This is a genomic window from Lactococcus sp. LG1074, from assembly GCF_017309525.1.
GTDB lineage: Bacteria > Bacillota > Bacilli > Lactobacillales > Streptococcaceae > Lactococcus > Lactococcus petauri.
The window spans coordinates 715,524-735,811 of record NZ_CP071293.1 but is presented as its reverse complement, the minus strand read 5'-3'; the positions used below and the strand labels follow the sequence as shown (position 1 = coordinate 735,811).

Genomic DNA, 20,288 nt, shown 5'->3' with positions numbered 1-20,288 from the left:
TTTTCTTTCAAAGAATCGCTAAAAATCGTCAACTTTTATGTTATAATTGTAGAGCTATTACAAACGTAAAAGAAAGATGATATGACTATAATAATTTTATGCATCGCTGCCTACCTTATTGGAGCGATTCCTGCAGGACTTTGGATTGGAAAGATTTTCTTTAAAAAAGATCTGCACGCGTATGGTTCTGGAAATACTGGTACAACGAATACTTTCCGTATTCTTGGAAAAAAAGCTGGCATCATTGTTTTCATCTTTGACCTTCTCAAAGGTACATTGGCCACACTTCTGCCTCTCATTTTCCATGTTCATGGTGTTTCGCCACTTATTTTTGGATTGTTAGCGGTCGTTGGTCACACCATTTCCGTCTTTGACAAATTTAAAGGTGGAAAGGCTGTTGCGACTTCAGCTGGTGTTGTTCTTGGATTTAACCCCGTTTTCCTCCTTTATCTGGCCGTAGTTTTCTTCCTCGTGCTTTACCTTTTCAGCATGATTAGCCTGTCTTCTATTTTAGGAGCCATTGCTGCACTGATTGGCGTTCTTGTTTTTCCTTATTTCCACTTTATTTTACCCGATTACGATCCCTTGTTTTCGGTAATAATTTTAGCCTTGGCTTCTATTATCATCGTTCGACACAAGAGTAACATTAAGAGAATAAAAAATAAAGAAGAATCTTTGGTACCATTCGGCTTAAACCTCAGCAAACAACACAATATATAGTATTTTACATAATTATAGACCACAATATCTAGTATCGATAACTTGACTAGGTATTTTTTTTATACTAAAATAAAAGAATAAAATTAATGAAAAAATTGGAGAATAATTATGGTCACTGTATACTCAAAAAACAACTGCATGCAATGTAAAATGGTAAAAAAATGGCTCACAGAACACACTGTGGACTTTGAAGAAATTAACATTGACGAAAAACCAGAATTTGTACAAACAGTGCTTGATATGGGATATCGTGCTGCCCCTGTCGTTGTCAAAGACGACGTTTCATTCTCTGGTTTTAACCCAAGCGAATTGGCAAAATTGGCATGAAATTAATCTATTTCAGTATAACTGGCCAAACACGCCGTTTTGTCAATAAAACCAATTTAGAGCATGAAGAAATTCTGCCTAACGATCCCGAATTTGAAGCAAATGAAGATTTCCTGATTATCGTCCCAAGTTATGCGGATGAAACTCCTGGAGCTGAAAAAAGCATGGACATTATGGACCCAGTCTTTGAATTTATGTCCTATGCCAATAACGCACAATACTGTAAAGGCATTGTCGGTACAGGAAATCGAAATTTTGCTTCTTTATATATATTTACCGCAAAAGAATTATCCGCTCAATTCCAAATTCCTATTGTTTACGATTTCGAATTTAATGGCACACCGAGCGATGTAGCTGCTGTCGAAGACATTGCAGCTCGATTAGAGTCTGGAGCAAACATCAGTCTCAAATCATAAATTTCACTAAAAATAAAAAATTAGCATGCGGGCGCAAAGCCCCGGAGAAATATATGTCACTTAAAAATCTTGAAGATGTTACGTACTTTACACTTAACAATCAAATCAATATCCCCGTTAACGGCTCTATTCCTTTAGCAAAAGACAAAGAAGCAATCACTGCCTTCTTCAAGGAAAATGTTGAGCCTAACACTTTCACTAAAGATACTTATGCCGAAAAAATTGAAGCCCTTCTAGAAGGTGATTACCTAGAAGAAGACTTCATCCGTAAGTATGAAATGAGTTTCATTGAACAACTTCATCAAGAATTGTTGGACTTTGGCTTTAAGTTTGATAGCTTTATGGCTGCTTACAAGTTCTACAATCAATACGCCATGAAAAACAACGAAGGTACACTCTATCTGGAAAACTTTGAAGATCGCGTCTTGATGAACGCGCTCTACATGGCTGATGGTGATACAAAACTTGCACGTAATTTAGCCTTTGCTATGGTTAATCGCCGTTACCAACCTGCTACTCCAACTTTCCTCAATGCTGGACGTAAACGCCGCGGTGAGTTTGTCAGCTGTTTCCTTTTACAGCTGACAGACGATATGAATTCGATTGGTCGTACCATTAACTCTGCCCTCCAACTTTCAAAAAACGGAGGCGGTGTTGGTCTTAACTTGACCAATTTACGTGGTGCTGGTGCACCAATCAAAGGTTACGATGGCGTTGCAGCGGGCGTTGTTCCCGTGATGAAACTTTTCGAAGATAGCTTTTCTTATGCCAACCAACTTGGACAACGTCAAGGGGCTGGTGTGGTTTATCTTTCCATTTTCCACCCTGATATTATGGAATTCCTCTCAACAAAAAAAGAAAATGCTGATGAGAAAATCCGTGTGAAAACTTTGTCACTCGGTGTAACTGTTCCTGATAAATTCTACGAACTTGCAGCTAAGGGCGAAGATATGTACCTCTTTGAGCCTTACTTTGTTGAAAAAGAATATGGTATGCCTTTTGCCCATGTTGATATTACAGCAGAATACGACAACATGCTCGCAAACGATAATATCCGTAAAATCAAAATCAGCGCGCGTGAGTTGGAACAAGAACTTTCTAAACTCCAACAAGAATCTGGCTATCCTTACATCGTGAACATCGATACAGTAAACAAAGCTAACCCTGTCGATGGTGTTATCTCTATGAGTAATCTTTGTTCTGAAATCCTTCAAGTTCAAACACCTTCTGTGCTTAATGATGATCAAACATATTCAACATTAGGTACTGACGTTGCATGTAACTTGGGTTCAACAAATGTCATGAACATGATGACTTCAGGCGCAGACTTTGGAAGCTCAATTGAATCAATGGTTCGTGCCTTGACTTTCATCTCTGAAACTTCAAATCTTGACTCTGTACCAACTGTACGTAAAGGAAATAACGAAATGCGTGCCATTGGACTTGGTGCTATGGGGCTTCATTCTTTCCTCGCTAAAAACCATATCCATTACGACAGCAAAGCCGCTGTTGACTTTACAAGTGTTTACTTTATGCTCTTGAACTACTATACTTTAGTTGCATCAAATACACTTGCAGTTGAACGCCAAGCAACCTTCAAAGACTTTGATAAATCTGCTTATGCGGACGGCTCTTACTTCGACAAATACCTTAACCATGACTATTTCGCCGCTGTTCCAAACGAAATCCAAGAACTTTTCGCTGGTATTGCTGTACCTGGTCCAGCTGAATGGGCTGCCTTAAAAGAAAAAGTTATGCAAGGTGGACTTTATAACTCTTACCGTATGGCCGTTGCTCCTAATGGATCAATTTCTTATATCAACGACTGTTCTTCTTCAATTCACCCGATCGTTAACCGTATCGAAGAACGCCAAGAAAAGAAAGTCGGTAAGATTTACTATCCAGCCGCTGGTCTTTCAACAGATACCATTCCTTATTACAAATCTGCTTACGATACAGACATGCGTGCTGTCATTGACGTATACGCTGCTGCAACAGAACATGTCGATCAAGGTTTGTCTATGACCCTCTTCATGCGTTCAACCCTACCTGAAGGCCTTTATGAGTGGAAAATTGCAAATAATAAAATGACAACACGTGATTTGAGTATCCTACGTAACTATGCTTACAATAAAGGTATCAAAACTATCTACTACGTCCGTACCTTTACTGACGATGAAGAGGAAGTTGGCTCAAACCAATGTGAAAGCTGTGTTGTTTAAAAAAAGGAAATACTATGTCTGAACAAAATAACCAAAAAGTCCCTACTTACTATGCAGCCATTAACTGGAATGCAATTGAAGATTCTATTGATAAATATACTTGGGAAAAACTGACCAGCCAGTTTTGGTTGGACACACGTGTCCCTGTTTCAAATGACCTTGACGATTGGCGCAAATTGCCTCAAGTTGAACGTGATACTTTCGCGAAAGCTTTTGCTGGTTTGACTCTCTTGGATACTTTACAATCTGTAGACGGTGCGGAGGTGCTCAAACATGATGCACGTACTCCTCAAGAAATCGCATGCTTCAACAATATCCAGTTTATGGAGTCGGTCCACGCCAAATCTTACTCTACAATCTTTAGTACCTTAAATACAAAATCAGAGATTGAAGAGCTCTTTGATTGGGTCGATACAAATGTTTACATGCAAAAGAAGGCAGAAATCATCAACGATATCTATCAAAATGGTACAGCCCTTCAGAAGAAAATCGCAAGTGTCTTCCTTGAAACTTGCCTCTTCTACTCTGGTTTCTTCACACCACTCTGGTATCTCGGCAACAACAAAATGATCAACTCTGCTGAAATCATCAAACTTATTATTCGTGATGAAAGTGTCCATGGCACTTATATCGGTTACAAGTTCCAACTTGGTTTCAACGAATTATCTGAAGAAGAACAAAGTGAACTCCGTGATTGGATGTACAACTTGCTCTACGAACTTTATGAGAACGAAGAAGCTTATACACACTTACTTTACGATGAAATCGGCTGGACAGATGAAGTCTTGAAATTCCTTCGTTACAACGCCAACAAGGCACTCATGAACTTAGGTCAAGATCCCCTCTTCCCCGATACAGCAGCGGATGTCAACTCTGTTGTAATGAACGGTATCTCTACTTCTTCATCAAACCATGACTTCTTTAGCCAAGTTGGTAATTCTTACCTGCTCGGTGAAGTTGAAGCCATGTCAGATGACGACTATATGATTGGTTTGAAATAAAATAAAAAGGATTAGGAATTGTTTCCTAGTCTTTTTTCTTACTGATAGCTTACCCACACTGCAAAAAAATGCATACCATTTGGTACGCATTTTTCATTTTTAAACTTTCAAGAAACGACGCATTGAAGTTACTGCTCCGAGTGAACCGATCAAGATACCAATAAGGAAGAGTAAACCCACCATCATTGGCACAAAGGTGTCTGCGGGAAGCAGATATAGACTTTGCGGTTTCAAGCTTGGTGTGAAGCTTGTGAAAGCAAGGTTATAAAGCCAAGCTATCAATACACTTGGGACAATAGCTCCCAAGAGTCCAACCCAAGCACCTTCCAAGAAGAATGGCCAACGAATATAACCATTACGTGCTCCCACCAATCGCATAATCTGAATCTCACGTTGACGTGACATGATCGTGATACGGATTGTGTTTGAGATGAGGAAGACGGCAACTAAGATAAGCAGAGCTGCTGCTGCACCACCCCAGATCTTCACGTTATTCCCTAAAGCAAGGATACGTTCTGTATTGGCACCACCATAGTTTGCAGATTGGATACCATTAATCTTCTTAATCGCGCTGGCAACTTTTTCGACATCCTGTGGGTTATCTGCTTCAACGATATAAGCGTCGTAGAGCGGGTTAGCATCACCTTGGAAAAGAGCCCAAGTGCTGCCCAATGTCTCTGTCAATTGCTTAAGTTGTTCATCTTTACTTGAGAACTTGATTGAAGCAACATCAGGGATTTTTTCAATTTCTGAATAAATTTTACGATAGTTTGGATTATTGATTTCTTTTTTAGGATTTTTTGGATCTTCAATTTTCTTATCCATATCATGAACATTCAAATCCATATATGCAACAATACGTACATTTTTTTCGATATCACTGGACAATTTCGCCGTATTTAAAATAACTGAGAGAAAAAGTCCGACTAAAGTCAAAGTAATCATTACAGAGGAAACTGCAGCTACAGTCATCCATCCGTTGCGACGGAGATTTTTCAGTGATTCCAATAAATGTTTAAATAAATTTCTAATCATCGTAACCGTAATCTCCTTCCGCTTGGTCTCGAACGATACGTCCATTTTCAATAGCAACAACGCGGTGACGTAATGTGTTTACGATTTGGCTGTTGTGAGTTGCCATGAGAACAGTTGTTCCTTGCAAGTTAATTTTTTCGAGCAAATTCATAATTTCCCATGAATTTTCTGGGTCCAAATTCCCTGTAGGTTCGTCAGCAATCAAGAGTTTAGGCGCATTAGCGATTGAACGTGCAATTGCTACACGTTGTTGTTCACCACCTGAAAGTTCATCAGGGAAAGAACGCAATTTATGTTTAAGGCCTACAAGATCCAAAACTTCATTGACACGTTTTTTAATTTCACGTGGACGTTTCCCGACAACTTCCATCGCATAAGCGATATTTTCATATACAGTCTTCTTCGGCAAGAGTTTGTAGTCTTGGAAGACAACCCCTACAGAACGACGCAATAAAGGCACATCACGACGTTTAAGTTTCATCAGGTCAAACTTAGCAACGACGCCTGTTCCTTTATCAATTTTTAGTTCATGGTAGAGCAACTTAATAAAGGTCGACTTACCAGCTCCAGACGGTCCAACAATATAAACAAATTCTCCTGCTTCGATGTCAAGAGAGATGTTACGTAAGGCTGTTGTTCCGTTAGAGTATTTTTTTGATACATTATTTAATTTAATAATACTCATTATCCCTAGTCTCCATTGAATTGTTTTGCAACTTTTTTCTTCCCCTTTCCTCTCTATAAAGAGGGAAGGGAGTTCCTTTTTTGAAACTATTTTTTCTGCTCCAAAAAAACAAAGTTCTTCTCATTATACCAGATAAAAAGATTTTTAGGTATAAATTATTTTACAGTTTTTCTTTAAAGTTACAAATGAATTTCGCTTGAATTACCAACTTACATTTTCCAACGTAGGTAAGCATGGATAAAGCCATCAAGATCTCCGTCCATTACTTTATCAATTTGCCCTGTCTCATACTCTGTTCTTGTGTCTTTGACCAACTGATAAGGCATAAAGACATAAGAACGAATTTGACTTCCCCAAGAGATGTCTGACTGATCACCACGGAGTTCGTCGACTTCGGCTTGTTTTTTATCCATCTCTAATTGATAAAGTTTTGATTTCAGCATGGCCATTGCCTTGTCTCGGTTACCGTATTGTGTACGGTCCATTGTAGAAGCCACTACAATTCCAGTAGGAACGTGTGTCAAACGTACACCTGTTGAGACTTTATTGACATTTTGTCCACCTGCACCACCTGAGCGGAAAGTATCCATCTTAATATCTGCATCGCGAACATCAACTTCAACTGTATCATCAAGTTCTGGCATGACATCTACCGAAGTAAATGAAGTATGACGACGGTTTTGTGAGTCAAAAGGCGAGATACGCACCAATCGGTGTACTCCCTTTTCGCCTCGTAAGAAGCCATAGGCATTTCGGCCCTCAAATTTTAATGTCGCTGATTTTAGACCTGCAACATCTCCGTCTTGATAATCCAAAACTTCTACCTTGAAGCCGTGTGCAGCGCCCCAGCGTTCATACATACGCATGAGCATGCTGCCCCAGTCTTGTGACTCGGTTCCCCCAGATCCTGGGTGAATTTCCAAGATGGCATTCATGTGGTCATAAGGTTGGTTGAGCATGATTTCCAACTCGTAAGTTTCAATCTTTTTACCTAACTTCTCAACGTTCTCTTCAAGCTCGACTTGCATATCTTCATCGTCTTCTTCCTGAAGCATCTCCAACAACACTTCACTGTCCTCATGAAGTGTTGCAATTGACATGAAGTTTTCATACTTTGCCTTAAGCGCATTTGATTCATCAATGACTTTTTGCGCAGCTTCATTATCATTCCAAAAGTCAGGCTCAGCCATATCATTATCAAGCAAAGCGATTTCTTCTTCTAAGCGATCTAAGTCAAGTGAGCCACGAAAATCTTCGACTTTCTGACCATATGTCTCTAGTTTATTTCTAATTTCAGATAGTTCCATAGGCTCTATTTTAGCATATTTGTCCAAAAAAAGACAGCAGCTCTAAGGCTCCTATCTTTTTCGTGGTCGCATACGATGCTTGTTTTCGAGTTTTTCAATCGCCCATTCGGCAGCATCTACCATATAATCCCTAACATCATTCTCAGCGATTTCGTGCAACTTAGGTAATGCTGAGCGATCATTTGCATTTCCTAAGGCATAGATCGCATTGCGTTGGATAGGATTCTTCCCTCGCCAGCTGCCTGCCATATTGCCAAATTTATTCGCAAACTCTTTATTAGATAAATCCAAAAGTGGGAGCAGCTCTGGGTTTGTCAAGTCTGGATCGGGCTCCATTTCCGGGTGGAAATGACTGTTTATTCCCTTATTATAGGGACAAACCACTTGGCAAATATCACAACCATAAATTACCGTTTTAATTTTTTCACGGTATTCTCCTGGCATCGGCCCCCGTGTTTGTGTTTGATAAGATAAGCAACGCTGTGCATTTAAGCGCCCATCTCCTAAAAGTGCCTTCGTCGGACAGAAATCGACACAGCGTGTACAAGAGCCACAGCCATAATCGACAGGCTGATCTTCCTCAATCTCTAAATTGGTCACCAATTCGCCCAAAAACATCCAAGAACCGTACTCCTTGCTGACGAGTAAACCGTTTTTCCCCACAAATCCCAAACCTGCACGCGCAGCTACAGCGACATCCACAAGTGCACCTGTATCCACCATGGCTGTATAGTTAAAACGACCCGCTATTTTTTCTATCCCTTCCGCAAGTTCTTTTAACTTTCGGCGAAGCACATGATGATAATCTTCACCCCAACTTCCCCGGGAGAAGGAACCTCGACGAAATTCTGTTTTTTCGGGCTTTTCTTCTGCCTTATTAGGATAGGCTATACCGATGGATATGATTGTTTTTGCATCTTCGAGAGACAACTTTGGTTGTAAACGCTCATCGAGATTTTTATGTTCAAAACCAGACGTGTGTCCTGCTTCTTTCTGCTCAATCAAAGAGGCACGAAGATATTCAAAATCATCCGCTTTTGTAAATCCAATTTTTTGAATATTGAGGTCTGCCGCAAGCTTTTGGATCTCTTCTTTTAAACTTTTCATCTGTTAAACCTTTCTTTATAGACATCTTAACATAATTTTTACCAACAGCCTTCATAATTATGTTAAAATAAGCATTAGATTATTAAGAAACACGGGGTAAAACATGGCTTTCGACGGTATTTTTTTACATCATATGACAGCTGAAATTTCTGAAATCCTTAAAGGAGGACGAATTCAAAAAATCAATCAGCCTTTTGAACAAGAACTTCTTTTAACGGTTCGTTCAGGAAGAACATCACATAAATTATTATTATCTGCTCATCCAACTTTCGGCAGAATCCAAATCACTAAGACAGACTTCCAAAATCCTCAAAATCCTAATAATTTTGTCATGATTTTACGCAAGTACCTGTCTGGCGCTTTTATTGAAGATATTGAGCAAGTAGGCAATGACCGCCAATTGATTTTCCATATCTCAACCAAAGATGAAATTGGTGACGCTATGAAGATTGCACTGGTTGCTGAAATCATGGGGAAACATAGTAATATTATCCTTATGGATAAAAGCAGCAATAAAATTATTGAAACCATTAAGCATGTCGGATTTTCGCAAAACCAATATCGTACCCTTCTTCCCGGTTCGACTTATATTGCCCCTCCGGCAAGCGATAAGGTCGATCCTTTTACAGCTTCTGACGAAAAGATTTTTGAGGCACTGCAGACACATACATTACAGTCAACCTTTCAAGGTATCGGGCGTGATAGCCTCCAAGCTTTAGAGAACTTGACACTTCCGGAATTCAAGGAAAAATTGCATAAAGTCCTTCCTTCAATCTATCCTAATGATAAATTTTCGGCCATTCAACTTGCGGAAGACTATCAAGAATTTCCCAGCTTATCTGAAATGCTCGATGTTTATTATGCGGATAAAGCCGAGCGTGATCGTGTAAAGCAAGTTGCTAGTGAAGTGATCAAAAAAGTTCAAAATGAGCTTAAGAAAAATCGTGACAAGCTCAAAAAACAGGAAGCGGAGTTACGTGCTACAGAGAATGCTGAGATTTTCCGCCAAAAAGGAGAGCTGCTTACAACCTTCCTTCATCAAGTTCCAAACGATAAGCCTGAAGTGACCTTAGATAATTATTATACCAATGAGCCAATCACGATTAGCCTAAATCTTGCACTTAGTCCTTCACAGAATGCCCAACGCTACTTCCACCGCTACCAAAAATTAAAACAGGCTGTGAAGTTTCTTGGCGATCAAATCGCGAACACTAAACAGACAATTTCTTACTTGGAATCTGTTGAAGCTAATCTTACGCATGCTGACGTCGTTGAAATTGCCGATATCCGTGAAGAACTCATCCAAACAGGATTTGTTAAGGCAAAATATCGGAATAATAAAAAACAAAAAATGCTGCCTCCAGAAAAGTATCAAGCTGAAGATGGAACGATTATTCTTGTCGGTAAAAATAACCTTCAAAATGAGCAAGTCAGTTTTAAACTCAGTCGTAAAGGTGACCTCTGGTTCCATGTGAAGGATATTCCTGGTTCCCATGTCTTAATTACTGGGAATGCAAATCCTTCAGATGAAACGATAACTTTCGCCGGAGAACTCGCAGCTTATTTTTCTAAGGCCCGTTATTCTAACTTAGTACAGGTTGATATGATTGATGTGAAGAAACTTCATAAGCCAACAGGAACTCCTCCAGGATTTGTGACTTATACTGGTCAAAAAACTATTCGTGTTACGCCTGATGAGACCATCATCAAAAATGCAAAAATAAAATAAAAAAAGTTCACATATAATTTTTGTGAACTTTTTAGTTTATCAAAGTCCCGTTAAATTTTCTATGTAAAAATTGTCAAAAACCCTTTAAAACACTGAAAACTTTAACAATTTGTGAAAACGCTTCATTTTTAGGTATAGAAAGTTCTTTATAAAAGCCCCGATATTTGTTATAATAAAATGTAATTATTTTGTCTAAAGTGTAGCTATATTAGGGCTTTCCAGTAAGTCTTTCTTTTTTAACTTTAGGCATTATGTCATAAATTTTTTTAGAAGGAGCCGCCATGGCCAACGAAAATGTTATCCAAATGATCAACGTTACCAAAAAGTTTGGTGACTTTGTCGCAAACGACAAGATCAACTTGGAGCTGAAAAAAGGTGAAATTCACGCCTTGCTCGGTGAAAATGGTGCCGGTAAATCAACTCTGATGAACATGCTCTCTGGTCTTCTGGAACCTACAGAAGGCGAGATTCATGTTAACGGCAAACTCGAGCAAATAGACTCTCCAACAAAAGCTTCTCAGCTTGGTATCGGTATGGTTCACCAGCATTTCATGCTGATTGATGCCTTTACTGTTACTGAAAATATCATGCTCGGAAGTGAAGTGACGAAAGGCTTAAGCCTTGACCTTAAAACAGCTCGAAATAAAATCGTGGAATTGTCAAAACGTTATGGACTTTCTGTCGAACCCGATGCACTTGTTCGCGATATCTCTGTTGGACAGCAGCAACGTGTTGAAATTTTGAAGACACTTTATCGTGGAGCAGATATCTTAATTTTTGACGAACCTACAGCTGTGCTGACTCCCTCTGAAATCACTGAGCTCATGGAAATCATGCGCAATTTGGTTAAAGAAGGCAAGTCCATCATTCTTATTACCCACAAGCTTGATGAAATCCGTGCGGTAGCTGATCGTATTACTGTTATTCGCCGCGGTGTTTCTATTGAAACAGTCGAACTGGGAGATAAGTCAAATAAAGAACTCGCTGAAATGATGGTGGGGCGTTCTGTATCTTTCAAAACGGAAAAAGAAGCTGCTCAACCGCAGGACGTTGTTCTCTGTATTGATAATATTTCTGTTAAAGAAAAACGTGGTTCCTTCGCTGTAAAAGGACTTTCTTTAGATGTCCGTGCTGGGGAGATTGTCGGTCTTGCTGGTATTGATGGCAATGGTCAAACAGAATTGATTAAAGCCATTACTGGTTTGATGAAGATTGATTCTGGTTCTGTTAAACTCAAAGGTAAAGACATCACCACTCACAAACCTCGTAAAATCATTGAAGATTCTGTAGGTCATGTCCCAGAAGACCGTCACCGTGATGGTGCAGTACTCGAGATGACTGTTGCTGAAAATATTGCGCTTCAAACTTATTACAAAGCACCATTAAGTAAGTACGGTTTCTTGGATTACAATAAAATCAATGCTAAAGCCCGCGAACTTATGGAAGAGTTCGACGTCCGCGGTGCTGGTGAACAAATTCCTTTCAAATCACTTTCAGGCGGGAACCAACAAAAAGCTGTTATTGCGCGTGAGGTCGATCGTAATCCTGACTTGCTTATTGTTGCTCAACCAACACGTGGGCTTGATGTCGGTGCCATTGAATATATCCACAAGCGTTTGATTCAAGCACGTGATGAAGGAAAAGCTGTGCTCGTTGTATCTTTTGAATTAGATGAAATTCTGAATGTTTCGGACCGTATTGCTGTTATTCACGATGGACAAATTCAAGGAATTGTCAGTCCTGAAACGACAAGCAAACAAGAACTTGGAATTCTCATGGTCGGAGGTAATATCAATGAACAGCAAAACTAAAAAAATCCTTGTACCTATTATCGCCGTACTTTCTGGTTTCTTAATTGGTGCAATCATTATGCTCATCTTCGGCTTTAATCCTATATATGGTTACGAAGATTTAATTATCGGTGCCTTTGGTACACCACGTGCCATTGGTGAAACACTTCAAACTATGGGGCCTTTGATTCTTTGTGCCTTAGGTTTCTCTGTTGGTATGAAGGCCGGTCTCTTTAATATCGGTATGTCAGGTCAGGCTCTTGCAGGTTGGATTATGTCAATGTGGTTTGCCCTTAGTTTCCCTGACATCCCTAAACCAATTATGATTCCATTAGTAATCATTATCGGTATGCTCTTTGGAGCTCTCATGGGTGCAATTCCTGGTATCTTACGTGCTTTCTTAGGTACTTCGGAAGTCATCACTACCATCATGCTTAACTATGTCATCCTCTTTATGTCAACCTTCTTGATTCATGATGTCTTTAGTTCAAAAATCATGATGCCTAACTCAACAGACCAAACAAAATTGATTAGTGCAAATGCTTCCTTCCGTACAGGTTGGTTGTCAGATTTGACAAATAATTCAACCTTGAATATTGGCCTTTTTATTGCTTTAATCGTTCTTGTCATTATGGCTATTGTCCTTTCTAAGACTACACTTGGTTTTGAAATTAAGTCTGTCGGTTTAAATCCAGATGCTTCTGAGTATGCAGGGATTTCAGCCAAACGTACAATCATCATGTCAATGCTAGTTGCCGGAGCTCTCTCAGGTCTTGGCGGTGTAGTTTACGGTTTTGGATACATGCAAAACTTCGTCACACAGTCCGCAACACTAGACATTGGTTTCAACGGTATGGCTGTTGCTCTCTTAGGTGAAACAAATCCTGTCGGTATCCTATTTGCTGCCTTCTTGTTCTCAATGCTTCAAACAGGTTCAGGAAATATGAGTAATATCGATAATATTCCGCCGCAAATTGTACAGATTGTCACAGCTACAATCATCTTCTTTATTGCCGTAAAATATATTATCGAAAAAGTTCTCCCAAATATTAAGAAGAAAGGAGAAAAAGCATAATGAATATCGTAGATACATTGCAAATTATTGTTGCAAATATGCTTATTTACTCAACACCTCTAATTTTTACAAGTATCGGTGGAGTATTCTCTGAACGTGGTGGTATCGTCAACGTTGGTTTAGAAGGTATTATGACAATGGGGGCTTTCAGTTCTGTCGTCTTTAACCTTACTTTCACAGAAACATTTGGTGGAATGACACCTTGGCTCTCCATCCTCTTTGGAGCATTTATTGGTGGTATCTTCTCCCTGATTCATGCGGTAGCAACCATTAACTTCCGCGCTGACCATATCGTCTCAGGTACAGTTCTTAACTTAATGGCTCCTGCGCTTGGCGTATTCTTAATTCAAACGTTTTACAATGCTGGACAGGTAAATATTACTAACCAAATTGGTTACTGGAATTTCCCTGTTCTCTCAAAAATTCCTATGATTGGACAAATCTTCTTCTCACAGACTTCACTACCAGGTTTTCTTGCAATTCTCGTTGCCTTCCTCTCTTGGTATCTTCTCTTTAAAACGAAATTCGGACTTCGTCTCCGCTCAGTAGGTGAAAACCCTCAAGCAGCAGATACTCTCGGTATCAATGTTTACCTTATGCGTTATGCTGGGGTTATCATCTCCGGTATCCTTGGTGGTATTGGTGGTGCAATTTATGCCCAATCTATCTCGGGTAACTTCTCTGTGGCTACAATCGCAGGGCAAGGTTTCATCTCATTGGCTGCTATGATCTTTGGTAAATGGAATCCTGTTGGAGCGATGCTTGCTTCCCTCCTCTTTGGACTTTCTACCTCACTGGCAGTCGTAGGCGGCCAAATTCCCGTTATCAAAGAAATTCCTTCTGCCTTCCTCCAAATGGCACCATACGTAGTAACAATCATCGTTCTTGCGGCCTTTCTTGGAAAAGCTGTTGCCCCTAAAGCTGACGGTGTTAACTATATTAAAACGAAATAAAATAAAAAAAGCATCTCAAATTGAAATGCTTTTTTTATTTTATAAGGATTAATCGAATCATATATCACATCATTACGGATGGTTACTTATTTATTTTCAAAATAAGTTTTTTGAGGAGATAAACGAGTACGACAATTAAAACTATGATTATTATAAAAACTATACTAACTAAAATCAATTATTATATACCACTATCCTATTAGAATTATCCAATCTTACTCGAACCCTCCCTGTCCAAGAAAGTACATTGTGGATTGGTGTATTAAAACCAAAGCGTACCGTTGCTTGCCTACTATGATCAACTTTTACATTAGAGGAACGAATAGGCATTGCTATAATGTAATTTAAATCATATGCGGAAAGTATCCTATTATTAACTACTCTGATATAATAAGTAACTCTCCAGCCAATCCCACAAGCGCTTATCCTATATTTTCCATTAGCTATACGATTTAAATTACTGTTTTCAGGTATTACTGAAAAATGAGTTTCTTCTCCATTCTTGTCTCTCACTGTCTTAGTTTCTCCCTCGTGTGGTAAAGCTTCTAAATCAAAAGTTGAATCCCTTACAAGAGTAGATTCAACTAATGAAGAAATGCCCGCTCCGTCTTCTGCATAAGCAATGGAAGCAGAAAATAGTACAAAAGCTAAGAATAACGTTACTATGCTGCTTAAACGAATAATAGTCCTTTTCACGATATTTCCTTTCTTTTTCCAATTTCTTCTGGATGACACATCCCAACTATGAATAATTAACCTCCTTATCTTTTCTCTATATAAAAGTTCCTTTAAATATAAATCATCTAGAGCTCTTTGATAATCCATATTTAATTAGATATACCCTACTTTACATAGCTTTCATAATTTTTCTGATACCATTTTTTCATGAGTCCATCATACATATAAGAAGCTTTGCAGATAGACTTCATTGTAGTTTTATACTGTACTTTTCCAGTTTGTTTGTATTTAAATAAACATTCTACAAAAAGACAAGCAATTTTGGTAAGTTCATCTGTTTCATGAACAAATTCTCTAGCAAATTTCAAAAAATATGCTGCTTCAATAAGACTATTTTCCTTTAGTTTTAAGAGCATTATTTCAAGGCCCGCCAAAACTAAACGTCTTTGGTAGATATTTTGTCCTTTAAAAATTGTTTTAGAAGACAGCAAATTTTCACAAATTAACTTCAAGTGGTCTGAACTTAAAAACTTAGAACTATATTGAAAAATAAAAAGCTCCTGATTTGTCCAATATTCTCTTGTAATAAAATAGTTTTTTAGTTCTAGAATCTCTTGTTCAGAAATTTTATTCAAGATTCCTTTGAGGCAAAGGGATAGGAAAAAATGCTCACTATACTCATCAAGCTCCGCATATAAACTATTCAGCATCGTAGTATCAGCACTATAATAAGCAAAGTCTACCTGCTTCAGTACATACTCTACAGGACTTTCACTACCTTTTTCGAGGAGAGAACAATAATCTTCAAGACTTGTATTCATCTCCATAAGCATCGCATATAGTTTATCAAACTCAAACATAATTCTTCCTGACTCAAAAAGTTTCAGTTGTGCCTCAGAAATAGAAAGATGCGTAAAGGCTTCTCGTGAAAAGCCGTTTTGTTTTCTGATTTTTGTAAATATTTTTCCGTATCTGCCATATATCTTCTCTTTGTGGGCCAGATGATAAAAATCAATAATATTTAAGTCAATACTTTCCAATAATGCCTGCAGTTTAACTATCGAGAACACAGTCTCCCCTCTTTCATAACGAGACAGACTCCTACGCGGAACGATCCCCTCGAAATCCTTCAGAGATAACTTTCTTCTCTTCCTTATCTTTTGAAAAACTTTGCCATAGTGTACTTTTTTAGCCATATCATATCTTTTTCCTCAACTTTTTTATTCTTATTATTTAGTACGAAAAAAAATTGAAAAAAGCTCAAAAAAAAAAATACCCAAATTTAGGTATTTTTTTATACTTAGTTTTTAGATGCTGAAGCAAACTCTTCTTTTGAGAAAGCTTCGTCAAGAATAGTTTTAAGTTGTTTAGCTGAAGCTTGCATTTTTTGCAATTCAGCGTCGTTCAATGGAATGTTGACTGGACGAACGATACCTTTATCACCAACGATAGCTGGTTGACCAATGTAAAGTCCTTCAACGCCTTCGTATTGACCTTCTTGGAAAGTTGAAAGTGGCAATACAGCATTTTCGTTGTCAAGGATAGCTTTTGTGATACGAGCAAGAGCTACAGCGATACCATAGAATGTCGCACCTTTTTTCTCAATGATAGAGTAAGCAGCGTCACGAACTGACTCGAAAAGCTCAACCAATTCTTCTTCTTTAACGCCTTGAGTATCTTTGAGGAATTCCTCAAGGTTAACACCTGCAACGTTAGCGTGTGACCATACAGCAAACTCAGAGTCACCGTGTTCACCCATGATATAAGCGTGAACTGAACGCGCGTCAATATCAAGTTTTTCTGCCAATGCTTGACGGAAACGTGCTGAGTCAAGTGAAGTACCAGAACCGATAACACGTTCTTTAGGGAAACCAGAGAATTTCCAAGTTGCATATGTCAAAATATCAACAGGATTAGCAGCAACAAGGAAGATACCATCGAAACCTGATGCTACAATTTCAGTAACAACTTGTTTAGTGATACGTAAGTTTTTCTCAACAAGATCCAAACGAGTTTCACCTGGTTTTTGTGGCGCACCTGAAGTCAACACAACCAAATCAGCATCATGTGCATCAGAGTAGTCTGCTGAATAGATTTTCTTAGGAGATGTGAACGCAAGAGCGTGTGAAAGGTCTTCTGCATCACCTTGTGTTTTTTCTTTGAAAATATCTACGATACCCAATTCTTGGGCGATTCCTTGGTTTACAAGTGAGAAAGCATAGCTTGAACCTACGGCACCATCACCAACGAGGATAACTTTTTTATGTTGTTTAGTCATAATTGTTCATTCCTTTCCTGAATGCAATAATAATGTTTACTATATTATTATAGCATTTTTTCACATTCTTGTCACATTGGAAAGTGATTTATATCACATTATAACGCTTACATTTAAAGCGTGATACGTTTATATTTCGTGAGCTTTCCATAAAGAAAATCAATCAAAAAAAGCACCACATTGGATGCTTTTTTTTTGAGCAAAAACTGCTCTTGAAAAATTTTTATTATTTGATAGTACGGATACGCATTGTGTTTGTACGTCCTGAACCAACTGGAACACCAGCAACGATAACGATGTTATCACCTGATTCAACAAGACCTGAAGCCAAGGCTGCTTTTTCAGCTACTTCGAACATATCGTCTGTTGAAGCTGGTTTGTCCATAAGCATTGGGATAACACCCCAGTTGATCATCAATCCGCGTTCAACTTTTTCATCAAAAGTGATTGCCAAGATATCAGCTTCTGGACGGTATTTTGAAATCAAACGAGCAGTTGCTCCTGACTCAGTCAAAGCAACGATAAGTTTAACTTCCATTGATTCTGCAGCGTTTTTAACTGCTGATGCTACAACTTCTGTTACTGAATCTTTATCGAAGTTTTCTGGGTGAAGACGTCCGTATTCTTTCAACAATGTTTGAGCGTTTTTGTTAACTGTAGCCATTGTACGAACTGATTCACGTGGGTATTTACCGTTAGCTGACTCACCTGAAAGCATAGTTGCATCAGTACCATCGATAACAGCATTAAAGACGTCAGAGATTTCAGAACGTGTTGCACGTGGTTTTTCAGTCATAGACTCAAGCATGTTTGTTGCTGTAACAACGATTTTACCTGCTTGGTTAACTTTACGGATGATTTCTTTTTGGAAGACTGGAACCATTTCAAATGGTACTTCAATACCCATGTCACCACGAGCAATCATGATACCGTCAGCTGTATCGATGATTTCATCAAGGTTATCAATACCTTGTTGGTTTTCGATTTTAGCCAAAAGTTGAACGTGTGTGTTACCAGTTTCTTCAAGGATAGCACGAACTTCGTTAACGTCTTTCGCAGTACGTACGAATGAGATTGCGATGAAGTTCAAACCATTTGGTTGTGAAAGACCGAAACGGATATCGTCGTTGTCACGTTCTGCAAGAGCTGGGAAAGGAATTGTAGTGTTAGGGATATTAACACCTTTTTGTTTACCAATAGCACCGTCATTTTGTGCTACAACATCGAATTCGCGTGCTTCAACGTCTTTAGCAGCTACTGTAAGCCCCAATTTACCATCATCGATAAGGATAGTTTGACCAACTTCAACATCATCAAAGATGTCAAGACCACCAGCAACGTTCAAGGCAATGTTATCACGAGTTGATTTCAAACCTTGTTTTGTAGAAACGCGGAATTGGTCACCAGTAACATATTTGTATTCGTCTGCACCATCTTCGTACACTTCTGTACGCATTTCTGGACCTTTAGTGTCAAGCAAGAAACCAACTTTACGGCCAGCAATTTCTTCAGCACGAAGTACTGTTGCCATACGAGCAGCTTGTTCAGCGTGGTCACCGTGAGAGAAGTTAAAACGGAAAACGTCAGCACCTTCTTTGATCAAATCAGCAATGGTTTGTGCTGATGTTTCAACATCAAGCTCTTCTCCCCAGTATCCTTTTTCTCCGAATTTTTTACCACCACGAGTTTCTACTGCAGGGCCAAGTGTTGAGACGATTTTTACACGTTTGTTCATTTTGAGTAATTCTCCTATTTTTATAAATGTACTCATTATTTAGTCAATGTGAGCATTCAGTGTTTTAACTTCACTCTGACATCAACCAAATAAGATTACTAACAATAACTTAATTAAATTTGATGTCAAGGTTGTTTAAATCAGCGTTTAAACGATAGAGTTCCAATCCAGCTTTGTGTGGATTGTTGACAACGATTTTACCTTCATCTGTCAGACTGAAAAGGGCATTTTCTTCTGCAGTACCAAGGATTGGGCTTTCGACAAGTTGTTCGTTACGAACACCGACAGCTACACCGCCAATACCATCACGAAGCAATTCTACTGCACGAGCACCCATGCGTGATGCAAGAACGCGATCGCGCGCTGTAGGTGATCCACCACGTTGGATGTGACCGAGAACAGATACGCGAAGGTCAGAATCATCACCAGCAGCTTTCAGCTTCATAGCAAATTCTTCACCCGACATAACGCCTTCAGCAACTACGATGATGTGGTGGTTTTTACCTTTGGCATATCCTGATTTGATATTACGTACGATACTTTCAAATTTGAATTCTTTTTCAGGAATTGCAATATCATCAGCACCTGCAGCGATACCAGACCAAAGCGCGATATCTCCAGCATTACGTCCCATAACTTCTACAACGAAAGTACGGTGGTGAGATGATGATGTATCACGAATTTTATCAATGGCATCCACAACTGTGGATACAGCTGTATCAAAACCGATTGTAAAATCTGTACCAACGATGTCATTATCAATAGTACCTGGAAGTCCTACTGCTGGGAAACCATGTTCAGTCAAGCGCATTGCACCATGATAAGAACCATCACCACCAATAACAACAACACCTTCGATGCCATGTTTTTTAAGTTGCTCGATACCCGCAAGTTGCCCTTCAAGTTGAGCAAACTCTGGGAAACGTGCTGAATACAAGAATGTACCGCCACGTCCAACTTTATCACCAACACTTGCAGATGTTAGTGGGAAAATATCGCCCGCTACCATCCCTGCATATCCGTGGTTGATACCGTAAACTTCGATACCTTCAGAAATCGCTTTACGAACAACAGCACGAATAGCTGCGTTCATACCTGGTGCATCACCACCAGAAGTCAAAACTGCAATGCGTTTCATTAAAGTTTTTTCCTCCATCATATCTGATACTTATATTTGCAATTGCAAATTTAAAGTTCAATTTTTATTTCATTGTTTATTATATCACGATA

The 20,288-nt window shown here is 38.9% G+C and carries 18 protein-coding genes; 9 read left to right on the top strand and 9 right to left on the bottom strand.

What is annotated here, in order from left to right:
- Positions 1-81: 81 nt before the first annotated feature.
- The 5 genes from plsY (at position 82) to nrdF (ending at position 4,686) form a co-directional block, all read left to right on the top strand.
- Positions 82-720, top strand: a complete 639-nt coding sequence (gene plsY, locus J0J36_RS03710; RefSeq protein WP_019293702.1) for a glycerol-3-phosphate 1-O-acyltransferase PlsY — start codon at positions 82-84, stop codon at positions 718-720.
- Positions 721-828: 108 nt separating this feature from the next.
- On the top strand, positions 829-1,047 hold the full coding sequence (nrdH, locus tag J0J36_RS03705; protein ID WP_019292485.1) for a glutaredoxin-like protein NrdH: 219 nt from the start codon (positions 829-831) through the stop codon (positions 1,045-1,047).
- Positions 1,044-1,463, top strand: coding sequence for a class Ib ribonucleoside-diphosphate reductase assembly flavoprotein NrdI (gene nrdI / locus J0J36_RS03700; RefSeq protein ID WP_019292484.1), 420 nt, complete (start codon positions 1,044-1,046; stop codon positions 1,461-1,463). Before nrdH ends, nrdI begins: the two co-directional genes overlap by 4 nt.
- 53 nt (positions 1,464-1,516) lie before the next feature.
- A complete protein-coding gene (nrdE, locus tag J0J36_RS03695) occupies positions 1,517-3,685 on the top strand; it encodes a class 1b ribonucleoside-diphosphate reductase subunit alpha (RefSeq protein WP_019293703.1) in 2,169 nt (722 codons plus the stop codon).
- A 14-nt stretch (positions 3,686-3,699) separates the two neighbouring features.
- Positions 3,700-4,686, top strand: a complete 987-nt coding sequence (gene nrdF, locus J0J36_RS03690) for a class 1b ribonucleoside-diphosphate reductase subunit beta (protein WP_019292482.1) — start codon at positions 3,700-3,702, stop codon at positions 4,684-4,686.
- Between the two features lie 99 nt (positions 4,687-4,785).
- Here the strand turns inward: nrdF and ftsX are convergent, their stop codons facing one another.
- The 4 genes from ftsX to queG form a co-directional block, all read right to left on the bottom strand.
- Positions 4,786-5,721 (bottom strand): permease-like cell division protein FtsX, encoded by a 936-nt coding sequence (gene ftsX / locus J0J36_RS03685; RefSeq protein ID WP_019292481.1) that lies wholly within the window; start codon positions 5,719-5,721, stop codon positions 4,786-4,788.
- Positions 5,714-6,406 (bottom strand): cell division ATP-binding protein FtsE, encoded by a 693-nt coding sequence (ftsE, locus tag J0J36_RS03680; protein WP_017369093.1) that lies wholly within the window; start codon positions 6,404-6,406, stop codon positions 5,714-5,716. The genes ftsX and ftsE overlap by 8 nt, the downstream gene beginning before the upstream one ends.
- A gap of 209 nt (positions 6,407-6,615) precedes the next feature.
- Positions 6,616-7,713 (bottom strand): peptide chain release factor 2, encoded by a 1,098-nt coding sequence (prfB, locus tag J0J36_RS03675; protein WP_029343296.1) that lies wholly within the window; start codon positions 7,711-7,713, stop codon positions 6,616-6,618.
- 51 nt (positions 7,714-7,764) lie between these two features.
- Positions 7,765-8,820 carry a tRNA epoxyqueuosine(34) reductase QueG gene (gene queG, locus J0J36_RS03670; protein ID WP_153924646.1) on the bottom strand — a complete coding sequence of 352 codons (1,056 nt, stop codon included), beginning with the start codon at positions 8,818-8,820 and terminating at the stop codon, positions 7,765-7,767.
- A gap of 103 nt (positions 8,821-8,923) precedes the next feature.
- Here queG and J0J36_RS03665 point away from each other — a divergent pair, with 103 nt between their 5' ends.
- The 4 genes from J0J36_RS03665 to J0J36_RS03650 all read left to right on the top strand — a co-directional run bounded on the left by J0J36_RS03665 (position 8,924) and on the right by J0J36_RS03650 (position 14,367).
- Positions 8,924-10,549 (top strand): NFACT family protein, encoded by a 1,626-nt coding sequence (locus J0J36_RS03665; protein WP_019292478.1) that lies wholly within the window; start codon positions 8,924-8,926, stop codon positions 10,547-10,549.
- A 281-nt stretch (positions 10,550-10,830) separates the two neighbouring features.
- The gene (locus tag J0J36_RS03660; protein WP_004258328.1) at positions 10,831-12,360 is read left to right on the top strand and encodes an ABC transporter ATP-binding protein; all 1,530 of its coding nucleotides are present in this window, start codon (positions 10,831-10,833) and stop codon (positions 12,358-12,360) included.
- Positions 12,344-13,414, top strand: a complete 1,071-nt coding sequence (locus J0J36_RS03655; protein WP_019292477.1) for an ABC transporter permease — start codon at positions 12,344-12,346, stop codon at positions 13,412-13,414. Before J0J36_RS03660 ends, J0J36_RS03655 begins: the two co-directional genes overlap by 17 nt.
- Positions 13,414-14,367, top strand: coding sequence for an ABC transporter permease (locus J0J36_RS03650; protein WP_019292476.1), 954 nt, complete (start codon positions 13,414-13,416; stop codon positions 14,365-14,367). Before J0J36_RS03655 ends, J0J36_RS03650 begins: the two co-directional genes overlap by 1 nt.
- Positions 14,368-14,541: 174 nt before the next feature.
- On the opposite strand, the gene J0J36_RS03645 is transcribed toward J0J36_RS03650, so the two are convergent.
- From J0J36_RS03645 to pfkA, 5 genes are all read right to left on the bottom strand, one after another.
- Positions 14,542-15,192: a DUF5626 family protein gene (locus tag J0J36_RS03645; protein WP_019291625.1), complete on the bottom strand. Its 651-nt coding sequence runs from the start codon at positions 15,190-15,192 to the stop codon at positions 14,542-14,544.
- A gap of 17 nt (positions 15,193-15,209) precedes the next feature.
- Positions 15,210-16,241 carry an Rgg/GadR/MutR family transcriptional regulator gene (locus J0J36_RS03640; protein WP_206886788.1) on the bottom strand — a complete coding sequence of 344 codons (1,032 nt, stop codon included), beginning with the start codon at positions 16,239-16,241 and terminating at the stop codon, positions 15,210-15,212.
- Between the two features lie 104 nt (positions 16,242-16,345).
- Positions 16,346-17,323: an L-lactate dehydrogenase gene (locus J0J36_RS03635; protein WP_004258341.1), complete on the bottom strand. Its 978-nt coding sequence runs from the start codon at positions 17,321-17,323 to the stop codon at positions 16,346-16,348.
- A gap of 226 nt (positions 17,324-17,549) precedes the next feature.
- Complete coding sequence (gene pyk, locus J0J36_RS03630; protein WP_014025066.1) at positions 17,550-19,058, bottom strand: pyruvate kinase; 1,509 nt, start codon at positions 19,056-19,058, stop codon at positions 17,550-17,552.
- A 109-nt stretch (positions 19,059-19,167) separates the two neighbouring features.
- Positions 19,168-20,196 (bottom strand): 6-phosphofructokinase, encoded by a 1,029-nt coding sequence (gene pfkA, locus J0J36_RS03625; protein ID WP_004258348.1) that lies wholly within the window; start codon positions 20,194-20,196, stop codon positions 19,168-19,170.
- Positions 20,197-20,288: the final 92 nt, after the last annotated feature.